The sequence below is a fragment of the Lysinibacillus sp. JNUCC-52 genome, from assembly GCF_015999545.1.
Taxonomy (GTDB): Bacteria; Bacillota; Bacilli; order Bacillales_A; family Planococcaceae; genus Lysinibacillus.
The window spans coordinates 3,722,462-3,736,178 of the sequence record NZ_CP065546.1 but is presented as its reverse complement, the minus strand read 5'-3'; the positions used below and the strand labels follow the sequence as shown (position 1 = coordinate 3,736,178).

At 37.2% G+C, this 13,717-nt stretch carries 11 protein-coding genes and 1 pseudogene; 2 read left to right on the top strand and 10 right to left on the bottom strand.

Features of this window, described 5'->3' with window-relative positions:
* Positions 1-22 precede the first annotated feature (22 nt).
* The 9 genes from JNUCC52_RS18375 to sufC form a co-directional block, all read right to left on the bottom strand.
* Positions 23-1,132, bottom strand: coding sequence for a cyclic di-GMP phosphodiesterase (locus JNUCC52_RS18375; RefSeq protein WP_173479784.1), 1,110 nt, complete (start codon positions 1,130-1,132; stop codon positions 23-25).
* A 37-nt stretch (positions 1,133-1,169) separates the two neighbouring features.
* On the bottom strand, positions 1,170-2,537 hold the full coding sequence (locus JNUCC52_RS18370) for a bifunctional metallophosphatase/5'-nucleotidase (RefSeq protein ID WP_337980524.1): 1,368 nt from the start codon (positions 2,535-2,537) through the stop codon (positions 1,170-1,172).
* 16 nt (positions 2,538-2,553) lie between these two features.
* Positions 2,554-3,375, bottom strand: a complete 822-nt coding sequence (locus JNUCC52_RS18365; RefSeq protein WP_173479786.1) for a sulfite exporter TauE/SafE family protein — start codon at positions 3,373-3,375, stop codon at positions 2,554-2,556.
* Complete coding sequence (locus JNUCC52_RS18360; RefSeq protein WP_337980523.1) at positions 3,375-4,232, bottom strand: DUF72 domain-containing protein; 858 nt, start codon at positions 4,230-4,232, stop codon at positions 3,375-3,377. Before JNUCC52_RS18360 ends, JNUCC52_RS18365 begins: the two co-directional genes overlap by 1 nt.
* Positions 4,233-4,335: 103 nt before the next feature.
* Entirely contained in the window at positions 4,336-5,733 is a 1,398-nt protein-coding gene (gene sufB / locus JNUCC52_RS18355; protein ID WP_173479790.1) for a Fe-S cluster assembly protein SufB, read from the bottom strand.
* Positions 5,734-5,757: 24 nt separating this feature from the next.
* Entirely contained in the window at positions 5,758-6,186 is a 429-nt protein-coding gene (gene sufU, locus JNUCC52_RS18350) for a Fe-S cluster assembly sulfur transfer protein SufU (protein ID WP_173479791.1), read from the bottom strand.
* Positions 6,176-7,405 carry a cysteine desulfurase gene (locus JNUCC52_RS18345; protein WP_173479792.1) on the bottom strand — a complete coding sequence of 410 codons (1,230 nt, stop codon included), beginning with the start codon at positions 7,403-7,405 and terminating at the stop codon, positions 6,176-6,178. Before JNUCC52_RS18345 ends, sufU begins: the two co-directional genes overlap by 11 nt.
* Positions 7,405-8,709 (bottom strand): Fe-S cluster assembly protein SufD, encoded by a 1,305-nt coding sequence (gene sufD, locus JNUCC52_RS18340; protein WP_173479793.1) that lies wholly within the window; start codon positions 8,707-8,709, stop codon positions 7,405-7,407. The genes JNUCC52_RS18345 and sufD overlap by 1 nt, the downstream gene beginning before the upstream one ends.
* An 18-nt stretch (positions 8,710-8,727) precedes the next feature.
* Positions 8,728-9,507 (bottom strand): Fe-S cluster assembly ATPase SufC, encoded by a 780-nt coding sequence (gene sufC / locus JNUCC52_RS18335; protein ID WP_370635669.1) that lies wholly within the window; start codon positions 9,505-9,507, stop codon positions 8,728-8,730.
* Positions 9,508-10,210: 703 nt separating this feature from the next.
* On the opposite strand from sufC, the gene gltC reads away from it, so the two are divergent.
* Entirely contained in the window at positions 10,211-11,113 is a 903-nt protein-coding gene (gene gltC, locus JNUCC52_RS18330) for a glutamate biosynthesis transcriptional regulator GltC (RefSeq protein WP_173479794.1), read from the top strand.
* A 315-nt stretch (positions 11,114-11,428) separates the two neighbouring features.
* Positions 11,429-11,569, top strand: a pseudogene (locus JNUCC52_RS18325) (IS5/IS1182 family transposase); the annotation flags it as partial.
* Positions 11,570-11,665: 96 nt separating this feature from the next.
* Here the strand turns inward: JNUCC52_RS18325 and JNUCC52_RS18320 are convergent.
* Complete coding sequence (locus JNUCC52_RS18320) at positions 11,666-13,717, bottom strand: cellulose biosynthesis cyclic di-GMP-binding regulatory protein BcsB (protein ID WP_337980522.1); 2,052 nt, start codon at positions 13,715-13,717, stop codon at positions 11,666-11,668.

Genomic DNA, 13,717 nt, shown 5'->3' with positions numbered 1-13,717 from the left:
ACTTATGAACAGGAGGAGCAAATTATACGACTCGCGATGGCACTACATAATCGGTTTCAATACTATCAATTGTTACAGTTGGATAGTCCACTAAATTAATTTCGTATGTCGCTGTGAGTAATTCATTTTGTTCTTCAAAAATCCGAATCCATGGCAAGGATGAATCCAAATTATTTTGCTTAGAAACAATGCCTCGACGACCGTCTGATAATTTTAAAATCAGTCCATTCGGATAATGGACAACTGATTTTTTCAATGCGTTGACAATACGCGCATCATAAAGTGTTCCCGAACCAGCTTCCACAATGGCAAGCCCTTGTGAAGGAAGCATTTTTTCACGATATACGCGATTTGTCGTCACCGCATCAAATACATCAGCAACGCCAATAATTTTAGCAAATGGATGGATTTCAAAATCAACTAAACCACGTGGATAGCCACTTCCATCAATGCGTTCATGATGTTGAAAAGCACAATGTGCAACCAGTAAGGAAATGGAATGTAAATTTCGTAATAAATCAAATCCAAAACGCGTGTGCATTTTCATCATTTCAAATTCTTCATGCGTTAAGCGACCTGGTTTTTTTAGTATCTCTTTCGGCACCATAAGCTTTCCAACATCATGCAATAAGGCCCCAATACCGATTAAACGAAGATCTTCGGCGGAATGACCTAATTCTTTTGCGATAGCAATCGAATATAAAGTTACATGAAAAGAATGCTGATATAAGTATTCATCGAATAAATAAGCATCCGTTAAAACCGTCAAAATTTCATTATTACCTGTAACAGCTGAGAGTAGTTCATCGACAATCGTGACAATCGCTTTCGATTGCTGATCAAGTATATAAGAGGCATTAACCGTACTTAAACCATTTATTGATTGAAAAGAATTTTTTATGGTCGAAATGGTTTTGTTTCGGACATCAGGAGGAACCGTCTCCTTTACTTCAATACCTTCAGAAAGTTTGTCGTCTATATATAAATAATGCGTATTCAACTGTTGAAGTCTTTCAATAATACGTTCATTAATGACAACGTCTTTCTTTAAAAGTGGATGACCTGCCTCATTCCAAATGGTCCTTCCTAATACCATACCTTCTTTTAATACATCGATTGAAATTAATCGCATGACTTCTTCCCCAATCCATTCTTAAAGCTTTGTTTATCTATCGCTTAAAGAAACTTTGCCCATAATCTAACATAATGTTTCGTAAAAAATCAGGTAAAATATATTTTTTCTTTGCATATTTAAAGCTTGGATAAAAATAACCGAACGTAAACAAATCAAGTGTCACTAATTTATAAGTACGATCATTATCTGCAATCTTACCATTTATGAGCAATTGACGATCCTCATTCATAGCAAAGCCATATGTCAGCATCTTACCAAAAATTACGCCCCTAAAACCTAACCCTTTAAGTTCCATATTGGGCCATTCTTCATTTTTCGATTGTTGAAAAATTTCTTTTATTTCCGAAACTGACAATTCAATTGTACATAAATTAATAGGATGTGGAAAAATTTTATGCAAATCAAGCGCTGTTACCGTTCCTTTTGGAAGGCCATCTAAAAAAATCCCTGCATTAAATAACGCACAGTCCGCACCACTTTTTTCTAATATGGCTTGCGCAAATAGATGTGATAATTGTGAATAATGGAACCATTCTTTATTGTACGTCTTTTTCGTTGAAAATACAGGCTTGTCTAATAAGCTTTTACCTTCTTCTTCTAAAGATAGCAGAAACTCATTTTCATTTTCAACAATTGGCAAGTCCTTATTATGAATTAAAGTATCCTTTTTTTCAACAATTTCCCTCGTTTTTTTATCGTATTCTAGCACAAGATGTCCCGTATATTGTCCAAATTTCCCTCCACCTGTGAGCAATACACCATTGATACCCTTACCATTTGGTAGCGTATGGTGAGTGTGTGAACCAAAGATGACATCGATTTCTGGACATTCCTCTGCTAATAGTTCATCTTCAGTAATTCCTAAATGTGACAGACAAACAACAATATCAACTTCTTTACGAAGTTGGTGGGTTAAACGGATTAGGGAGCTTCGAGCATCATCTATTTGCCAGTTTAATTCCTTATAATAAATTTCGAACATGGCAGTCGCAGCAATGACTGCAATTTTTGTATCGTATTTTGTCGTTAACACAACGTAAGGTTTCAACCACGTTGGATTTTCACCTTCTGCTGCATTTACATTTCCTACTACGACGTCAAATTGCGCATCATTATATAGATGAAATAGCTCTTCATGCGACAGTGTTATCCCTTCATTATTACCTATTGTTACAACGTCATAACCAGCTTTGTTTAATAATTGGACATTGCCCTTACCGATAGTAGCATCTGTATAAATATTCGACCTATCTAAATGATCCCCAACATCAACTAAATAGCTCGTTTCACCTAATGCCTCATACTGAGCACGTTGCATTTTCACATACTTTTGCATTCGTGGCCAATACTTAAAATGACTATGCACATCATTTGTGTGAAAAATATGAATTTTTTCCAGCATTCAAGCCACCTCTTCTTTACAATAAGCCCTCTATAATGGAACGAATTCCTAATAATAATAAAATAATTCGTAGTGCTAGGACAAGTGTATCGGATTTAATTTTTTTATTGAGTGCTGCCCCTAGTTTAGCTCCAATGTAAGCACCAGGAATAACTGGAATTGTATAAAGCCACGGTACATGTCCTAAATAAATATGGCTCGCTGAGTTAACAATTGAAGTTAAAAACACCATAAACATCGATGTTGCAACGGCAACATGTGGCGGAAATAAAAACAAAATAATCATGGCAGGCACAATCATTGAGCCGCCACCAATACCAAATAATCCTGAGGCAAAGCCAACAGCAAAACAGAATATTAATGCAAACCAAATTGGATATCCGTAGATAAACGTTTGACCAGATGTATCGATAAACTGATGTTGTGTACCATTTTTCACAAACCATTGTACAGGTTTCAATTTATCGCGTACAAGTAAAATTATCGATATAACAATTAATAAAATTCCAAAATATAAGTTAAATGACGGTAAATCTAAACCTTTATTTACCCATGCCCCTAACATCGTCCCTGGAATACTACCTAAAAAGAATATAAACCCACTTTTATAATCTACTGTTTTGGATTTCATGTAGCTTAAAGTTGATGCAAGGCCAGTGAAGATCATCATTACAACCGATAGCCCGACCACTTTTTGTGGTGTAATATCAGGGAGCATCCCAAGGTTTAGTCCAACAAATAAGGTTGCAGGTACTAAAATAATCCCTCCGCCGAGCCCTACAAGTGAACCAATGAGCCCCGAGGCTAGTGCAATCACTACTAAAAGAATAAACTCCATTATACTTCTCCTTCAAACATATTTAATTGTTTTGGTGCTAAACCAACATCTCGAATAGCTAACATCTCCTGAAGTTCTTTAGCATTTTTCGCAGCATGCTGTCCAGAATTATTATTAAATAAAACAAATAGCTCCTGCACATTCGGCTCTATGCTTTGAAGTTGCTGTCCGAGTTGGTATAGTTCTTCCTTATTATAATCATATAAAAAACGAACTTTGCGCCAGTTTTCCGAATTGCCCGTATTACGCCAACCATGAATATTGCGTCCATGAATACGGACGAGTGCCTTATTTGCCGTTACTTCAGGATAAAAAGGGACAGAACCAACACCAGCTTGTGGTTCATCACAAATAGTATGAATAAATTGATGTTCCTTTAAAAAATCCATTGTTTGCTTAACTACCTTCTCTGCATACCATGTCTGATTTCGAAACTCAATTGCCACATCGAAATCTTTTAATTGTTGCCTAATATACAATAAGTATTGTACATTTTTTGACTGACAATCAAACCATGGTGGGAATTGCGCTAATATCATCGCTAACTTGCCATGACGTTTAAATTCGTTTGCACATTCGATAAATGCATTGAACATATCGTTTTTGGATTCAAATGGAATTTCTCCTCGCAAATGTCCTGTCATTCCCTGGTATGCCTTTATTACAAAACGAAATGAATCTGGTGTTAGCTCACACCACTTTCGAACATTGTCAATTGATGGAATGGCATAAAAAGACGTATCTAACTCTACCGTTAAAAAATGACCTGCATAATCAAATAATTTGTCCTTTGAGGCAGTAACACCACTATACAACGAAGGATGATCGCCCCAGCCTGTTAACCCAACTCGAATCAAGTGACTCCCTCCTTATGTACATAATCATAGCACGCAAATACTTACAAAAACAAAAAGCGACTAAAGCTAAAATAGCTCTAGTCGCATGTACATCAACAATAAATCAGCCGATAGAACCTTCCATCTCAAACTTGATGAGACGGTTCATTTCTACTGCGTATTCCATTGGTAATTCTTTAGTAAATGGTTCGATAAAGCCCATTACGATCATTTCAGTTGCCTCTTCTTCAGAAATACCACGAGACATTAAGTAGAATAATTGCTCTTCTGATACTTTTGAAACTTTCGCTTCATGCTCTAAAGAAACATTATCATTTAAAATTTCGTTGTATGGAATTGTATCCGAAGTAGACTGGTTATCCATGATTAACGTATCACATTCAATGTTGGCACGTGCACCACTTGCTTTAGGACCGAAACGTACTTGACCCATATATGTTACTTTACCACCTTGTTTCGCAATCGATTTTGAAACGATTGTAGAAGATGTGTTAGGTGCCATATGAATCATTTTAGCTCCAGCATGTTGGTGTTGTCCTTTACCAGCTAATGCAATTGATAATGTCATACCACGAGCGCCTTCACCTTTTAGGATACAAGCTGGGTATTTCATCGTTAATTTAGAACCGATATTACCATCGATCCATTCCATCGTACCGTTTTCTTCAACAACTGTACGTTTTGTTACTAAGTTGTAAACGTTGTTCGCCCAGTTTTGAATCGTTGTATAACGGCAGTAAGCATTTTTCTCAACGATAATTTCTACTACTGCTGAGTGTAAAGAGTTTGTTGTATAAACAGGAGCTGTACATCCTTCAACGTAGTGTACATGTGCACCTTCATCAACAATAATTAGCGTACGTTCGAATTGCCCCATGTTTTCAGAGTTAATACGGAAGTAAGCTTGTAGGGGTGTTTCAACTTTTACACCTGGTGGCACATAAATAAATGAACCACCTGACCAAACTGCTGAATTTAATGCAGCAAATTTGTTATCAGTATATGGAATTACTTTACCCCAATATTTTTTGAAAATATCTTCGTTTTCACGTAAAGCTGAGTCAGTATCTTTAAACACAATACCAAGGTCTTCAAGTTCTTGTTTCATGTTATGGTATACAACCTCAGATTCGTACTGAGCAGATACACCTGCAAGATACTTTTGCTCTGCCTCAGGAATACCTAATTTATCAAATGTAGCTTTAATTTCTTCAGGTACTTCATCCCAAGATTTTTGCGTAGCTTCAGATGGTTTTACGTAGTACGTAATTTCATCAAAATTTAAATCTCCAAGGTCGCCACCCCATTGTGGCATTGGTTTTGTATAGAAAGTTTCAAGCGCTTTTAAGCGGTATTCAAGCATCCACTCAGGCTCTTGTTTCATATTTGAAATTTCACGGACGATTTCTTCAGTTAAACCACGTTTTGAACGGAAAATTGATACGTCCTTGTCATGGAATCCGTATTTGTAATCGCCAATATCCGGCATTTTTTTAGCCATTATTTCTCCTCCGTTCACAAATTATTATTCTTTTACGCCCTTTTCCATTGCTTTCCAAGCCAAAGTCGCACATTTAATTCGTGCAGGGAATTGAGACACACCTTGCAGTGCCTCAACATCCTCAAGGTCGTATTTATCGCTATACTCTTCACCCATCATCATTTTCGAGAAAATATCAGCAAGCTCTAATGCTTCTTCTACTTTTTTTCCTTTGACAATTTGTGTCATCATTGATGCAGAGGACATCGAAATAGAACAGCCTTCGCCATCGAATTTCGCATCTTCTACAATACCATCATTCACTTTAAGCGTTAAGTGAATGCGGTCACCACAAGTCGGATTGTTCATATCAATTGTTACAGCATCAGTTTCTAAAGATCCTTTGTTTCGAGGATTTTTATAATGATCCATGATAACTGAACGGTATAGTTGATCTAAATTATTAAAAGACATCGCCAAAATACTCCTTCGCAGAACGCAACCCGGCAACTAAGCGGTCAATATCTTCCTCCGTGTTATACAGATAAAAGCTTGCGCGCGCTGTAGCTACTTGTTGGAGACATTTCATTAGTGGCTGAGCGCAATGATGTCCTGCACGAACAGCGATACCATTCATGTCAAGAACTGTTGCCACATCATGTGGATGTACATCATCTAAATTAAACGTAACAAGACCACATCGTTTCATTGGATCCCGCGGACCGAAAATTTTAAGTCCCTCAATTGTTTCAAGTTGATCCATTGCATAGCCTACAAGTTTATGCTCATGCTGTGCAATATTGTCTAACCCTACTTCAGTTAAGAAATCAATAGCAGCGCCTAAACCGATTGCACCTGCAATGATAGGCGTACCACCTTCAAATTTCCACGGTAATTCCTTCCACGTTGAATCATGTAGTCCAACAAAATCAATCATTTCGCCACCAAATTCAATTGGCTCCATCTTTTCAAGGTGCTCTTTTTTACCATATAGTACACCTATTCCAGTCGGTCCGCACATTTTATGTCCTGAAAACCCTAAGAAATCTACATCTAAATCTTGCACATCAATTTTCATATGCGGTGCAGCTTGCGCCCCATCTGCTACCATTACGGCACCATTAGCATGTGCAATTTTTGCAATTTCTTTAATCGGATTAATTGTACCGAGAACATTTGATGCCATTGATACTGACACGATTTTCGTTTTCGGTGTTATTGTTGCTCGAACCTTTTCAAGATCAATTGTGCCATCTGCCTCAAGGTCAATGTACTTTAATGTTGCATTTTTTTCTTTTGCAAGCTGTTGCCAAGGAATAATGTTGGAGTGATGCTCCATATGTGTAATCACAATTTCATCACCTTGCTCAACATTTGCACGACCATAACTAGAAGCTACTGTATTTAACGCAGTTGTTGTACCACGTGTAAAAATAATTTCTTCAGTTGACTTTGCATTAATGAAATTGCGTACCTTTTCACGAGCACCCTCGTATTTGTCAGTCGCACGATTCCCCAATGTGTGTACACCACGGTGTACATTTGAGTTATCAAATTCATAATAATGCTTAATTGCTTCAATTACTTGAGTAGGCTTTTGAGATGTTGCTGCGCTATCAAGGTAAACAAGTGGATGACCATTTACTTGTTGATTTAAGATTGGGAAATAGCTTTTAATGTCTTTATTGATCATTAGCGAACTTTCCTTTCGATAACCTCCGTCAGTTGCTTTTGAACGCCTTCGATAGGTAATTGCTTAACAACTGGCGCAAGGAATCCATGAATAACAAGGCGCTCTGCTTCTGCTTTCGAGATACCACGACTCATTAAGTAATAAAGTTGTAGTGGATCTACTCGTCCTACAGATGCTGCGTGTCCTGCTGTTACATCGTCTTCGTCAATTAATAGAATTGGGTTAGCATCGCCACGTGCTTTTTCAGAAAGCATTAACACACGTGATTCTTGTTGCGCATCTGCTTTTGTAGCACCGTGTTCGATATAGCCAATACCGTTAAAAATTGATTGTGCTGCATCTTTCATCACACCGTGTTTCAAGATGTGACCATTTGAGTTTTTACCCCAGTGACGAACTTCTGTTGTGAAGTTTAGTTTTTGCTCTCCACGACCAACCACAACTGTTTTTGTATCAGCATGTGAACCGTCACCAACAAGGTGTGTAATGTTTTCAGAAATTGTATCTGAATCGTTCATTAATCCAAGAGCCCAGTCAACTTTTCCATCACGCGCTAGACGAGCACGACGGTTTACGTAAGTAGTATAACCTTTAGCAAGTACATCTACCGCACCGTAAATTACTTGTGCATTATCTTGTACAATGACTTCTGAAATAATGTTAGCTTGTGCTTTTGCCTCTTCAACTGTAGAAATGTATGTTTCCACATATGTGACAGCTGAATTTGCTTCAGCTACAACTAATACATGGTTATAAAGTGAAGCTTCTGCATTATCATTTAAAAAGACAACTTGTAACGGTTGCTCAATAATTACATTTTTTGGAACGTAAACAAATACGCCGCCATTCACAAGTGCTGCATGAAGTGCTGTTAATTTATGTTCATCAACTTTTACCGCTTCCGTCATGAAGTACTTTTGAACAAGCTCCCCATGATCACGGATAGCTGTTAACATATCTGTAAAAATAACGCCTTTGTCAGCTAGCTCCTGTGATGTTTTAATAAACGCAGGTGTATTGTTGCGTTGAATATATAGGTTTTCTTGCTCAAGGTTAATTAAGCCTCGTGCCTCTTCTGGTAGTTCATCTAGTGAAGTGTATTTTTCACTAACTACTGAATGGCTTGGGAAGTTCATGAAATCCCATTTTGAAATATTTGTTCTATCTGGTTTTGGCATATCTAAACCAGCTGCTTTGTCTAGTGCTGCCGTACGAAGCTCTGCAAACCAAGTTGGTTCACCATTAGCTTCTGAGAACGAGCGCACGTCCTGTACTGTTACAGGCAAGTTAAGTTCCACTGTCATGCTAATTCGTCCTCCTTCTTATGCTTCTTGTTCTTCTGTTTCTTCTTCGATACCTAATTCTTTTTTAATCCAGTCATAACCTTCTGCTTCTAAACGTTGTGCTAATTCTGCGCCACCTGATTTTACTACACGACCTTGCATCATTACGTGTACATGATCTGGTGTGATGTAGTTAAGTAGACGTTGGTAGTGCGTAATCATTAAGCAGCCGAAACCTTCGCCACGCATTGCATTAATACCTTTAGAAACAACTTTTAATGCATCAATGTCAAGACCAGAGTCAATTTCATCTAAAATAGCGAAAGTTGGCTTAATCATCATTAATTGAAGAATTTCGTTACGTTTTTTCTCACCGCCAGAGAAACCTTCGTTTAAATAACGTTGTGCCATGTCTTCGTTCATTTCAAGGAATTCCATATTTTTATCTAATTCACGAATGAATTTCATTAATGAAATTTCGTCGCCCTCTTCACGGCGTGCATTAATAGCTGAACGTAAGAAATCAGCGTTTGTTACACCAGCGATTTCTGATGGGTATTGCATAGCTAGGAATAAGCCAGCTTGTGCACGCTCATCAACTTCCATTTCAAGTACGTTTTCACCATCAAGTTCAACTGTACCAGAAGTAACTTCATATTTTGGGTGTCCCATAATAGCAGAAGCTAGTGTTGATTTACCAGTTCCGTTTGGTCCCATAATTGCATGAATTTCATTTGTATTAATTGTAAGGTTTACGCCTTTTAAAATCTCTTTCCCGTCGATTTCAACGTGAAGATCTTTAATTACTAAAGTTGACATGAAAATACCTCCATAGTGTGTTCTGTGAATGGGCAACCATTCCTTAATTATCATCATTCTAATCTTAACTGAAAATCGTTCTCTATGCAAACCATTTTAACCACTTTCACTTTTCAATGATGAAATCTTGAATTATAAAGACTTTTTAAGCATTTTCAGATTTTTGAGAATCGAAACCGCCAATGAGAATTGGTAAAGTCTATTTTCAATGAAATATCCCTAAATGAGAATGGATTTCATCTAGCTTCATAGTGGAAACCTCGCATAAAGCGTTAATTGTAGCGGTTTTGTGACAAAAATGCACAAACTGCCATACCTATACTATATCCTATTTCATTAGAATGGAATCACTATAAGAAAATAAAATTATAGAGTAATAGCGCTATTAATACCAATTCTTTTGCTAAAAAGCACTCCTCTATTCACATCAAACAGTCATACACTTTCCTACTTAAAAAAATACTCTTTGCATTCATCAGAAGTGTGTCTAGCATATATAGCACAACTGCATTATTTAAGGCGTTATATATATATTCCATTTAAATAGGAACATTCAGCTTGTTATACAATTGGCGCAATCCAACGTAATCATTAAATCATTTTTTAGCACGATGTTATTTTTTTCAGTCTTTTTATATCTTAAATATTATATAATTAAAATATAATTAATCGGATTTTGCGATTAGATAGAGGTGAATATCCAGTGGAGTTACGTCAATTACGTTATTTTGTGGAGGTTGCAGAGCGTGAGCATATTTCTGAAGCTGCAGAACACCTTCATGTTGCCCAATCAGCAATAAGTCGTCAAATTGCTAATTTAGAAGACGAATTAGGTACACCACTTTTTGAACGTGTCGGCAGAAATGTAAAATTAACACCGATAGGTAAAACTTTTCTTGAACATACAATCACCGCTTTAAAAGCAATAGATTTTGCCGCCAAGCAAGTTGAGGAATATTTAGATCCTGCTAAAGGAACTATTAAAATCGGTTTCCCTACAAGCTTAGCAAGTTATGTATTACCAACTGTTATTTCAGCTTTTAAGCGTGAATACCCAGATTTGCAATTCCAATTGCGCCAAGGCTCTTATCGCTTTTTAATTGACGCTGTTAAAAACCGCGAGCTTAACTTAGCATTTTTAGGACCGCTGCCACCGAAGGACGAAGCAATACAATCAAACATATTATTCACCGAAAACATTGCAGCTTTATTGCCAGCTAACCACCCTTTAGCAAAACGGGAAAGTATTCAGCTAGCAGATTTACGTAATGATCTTTTTGTTCTTTTTCCAGATGGCTATATATTACATAAAGTTGCGATGGATGCTTGCCGTGCTGCAGGCTTCTTACCAAATATTATATCTGAAGGAGAGGACTTAGATGCTTTAAAAGGTTTAGTGGCCGCTGGAATTGGTGTCAGCCTACTACCTGAGAGCTCCCTATACGATTCAGCAGCCCGCTTCACAATCAAAGTGCCAATAGAATCGCCTACAATACCAAGAACAGTTGGCATTATTTCACCTGTAAATCGAGAAATCGCACCATCTGAAAAAATATTTTTAGACTTCGTCACTAATTTCTTTTCCCGACTTTCGCAGTTTCAGTAACACCTTTAAATAACACGAAAAGACCCAGTGAAATGCACTGGGTCTCACAATATCAAGAAAAGGCATCAAGTTCTTGATGCCTACAGTCTTTTTCATTTTAAAATAAAAATAGATGTCTACTGCCGTTGATTTCCGCTACGTTCGGGCGCTTTCCGCGGGCACACACGTAAGCCGCAACCCTCGCTAACGCGCGGTTTGTTGCGTCTTACGTTCTGTGCTTTCCCGCAGGAGTCGCCCGCCCTTCGCTCCAATCAACTTGATATGAATTGCTATCAATCAACTATAAATAAAATAATCTAATTGAGGTGATGGAAAATGATGTCGAAAAATCAAATCAATAAACGTGAACAATTAGAAATGCTGACAATTGACCAATTGGTGCCACAAGACCATTTAGTTCGAAAACTAGAGGCAGCGATTGATTTTTCGTTTATCTATCCATTAGTCGAAAACCTCAAGGCATCAAGTTCTTGATGCCTTTTCTTTTGTTAATTGAAGCGCAAAGTAAATGTCTCCTGCTTAAATTTCACAACGTAAGATGAAATTCAGATGCTACTTTTCTTCATCCTCAACAACTAGATTTTTTCTTCTTCTACGTAAAATAAAATATAAAATAAGCCCGATCACTAAAATCAGCACAGCAAATTCTGCTATAAGCACAAATGAAATAGAATTTTTCTGCTCTGAGGCAGATTTTTCAATGTCTGCTGCACTACTAGCCGCAACGACAAATTTCCCCTCTTTTGTTTCAATAGCAGAGGTTACCTGTTCATTTGTTCCCTTCAATTGCGCTAAAAAGTCTTTTTGATTTGCTGCTTCATCCAACATTTGAATGATTAATAGCGGCTGTTTATCATCCCAAAAACTTTTTGTGATAAATGTATACTGAGCAATTGTTTCTGGAAGAAAACCTTGCTTTAAATAATCCTCTGACGATTGAGGGACATCATTATTGTTTCCTATAAGCGTCGAGAAATCAGCGGAAGCTCCAGCAAAAATAATAGCACTTCGTTTTAATTCCTCTTCCTTAACGTCTTGTTCTTTTGTCAATATTGTTTGAGCCATTTCACCATTCATCATTAAAGACTTATACAGCAAGAGCATTTGTGTATCGTTTATCACTGTTTTATTCGGAACAATAATTAAAGCTTGTTCTTGGAATGCATTCGGGAAATCCCTTAATGTAAATGTTGGTGTTGTCGCTTCTTTTGTAATTGATAATGTACTGCTACCATCGATATAAATCCAATAACGTTCATTCGTCGTTTCACATGGATCTTCTAATTGAAACCCAGTTACTTCAAATTGGATATCTGTCATCGATTGTTTATTTAATACATTTGTTTCAATCGGCACATTCACTTCATATAAATCTGAAGAAATTGACTCTAACTTCTTCAGGTCAACTGCATGCGGTACATCATTCACCCATACAATCAATTCCACTTCACGTTCATTACTGTTACCCTTTTCAGGTAGTAGAGCAGATTTCTTTAAAACTAATCGTATGTTTGCTTCTTTATCAGCCTCAACCTGTGGCAATGACACATAATAGTGCGGCGTCATCGTTGCTTGACTCGATAATATTTGATGGTCAAAACCTAGTTGAGAAAATAGCAGCGTTGAATTATCAGTAGTATCCACAATCGGTAAATCATCCACTGTCAACGTACTTCCTGAAAATTGACTATATAATTTCGTATCCGTCAATAACGAAATTCGCTCTTGAAGTGCATTTGGCGTAGCGGCTGTGACAAACAGGATAGGCACACTTTGACTACTGTCATCATTTTTAAGACTATGAACATTAAGTGACAGGCCATCTTCATATTGACTGTGGGCAGTCTCAAGCATTTTAATCATATAATTTGTTCTAAATTCATTTTTTGCGCCTACAACAATAACTGGTCCAGCAACACGTGCAACAGTTGATTCTCGTTTAATATTAACGTCTTTCTCTCCTTGCCCTGACAAATAAGCAGCAAGTTGATAACTAGCATTTAATGATTGTTCTGAAGCTTCATCAGGTACAATAAGCGTCGTACTATAATCTTCATAGCCTACAAACGCTTCAGGATAGCTGCTCAATGACCATTGTTCACTATCATTAAAAGAGGAAATGGACGATAAAATATCGATACGTAACCAATTGCCCTCATTCCCTGGAGCTACACAGACACCTTCTTTTAACACACCATAAAAGCTAGCTGTTATTTTATGCGTCCCTTTCACTAAAGCACTTTCGGGTAAAGTAACAGTTACCGTTTGCTTCAATAAATCTGATGTTAAGGCAATCGATTTAATTGCAATATCGTCCACTTTTATCGTAAAAGAGGATGGAGCTATTAACAGCTCTGACTGCTGTATTTGAAATGAAACTGTTTGTCCCTTTGCCTCTATATCTTGACTGAGCGTGTAATAGAAATCTCTTGAAGAGGAAGGCCCTTGTAATTCAATTGCCTGAGACAACAATGGTTTTTTTGCTAAGCTGTTTGCCTCAATAGCTATTGTTTGTTTTTCTACTGTGATTGGTGCAGCTAGGGCATGCGTAGCTAGGAACGGCAAACTGATTAAGATTGTTAAAATATAAAGTAAGACTCTCAT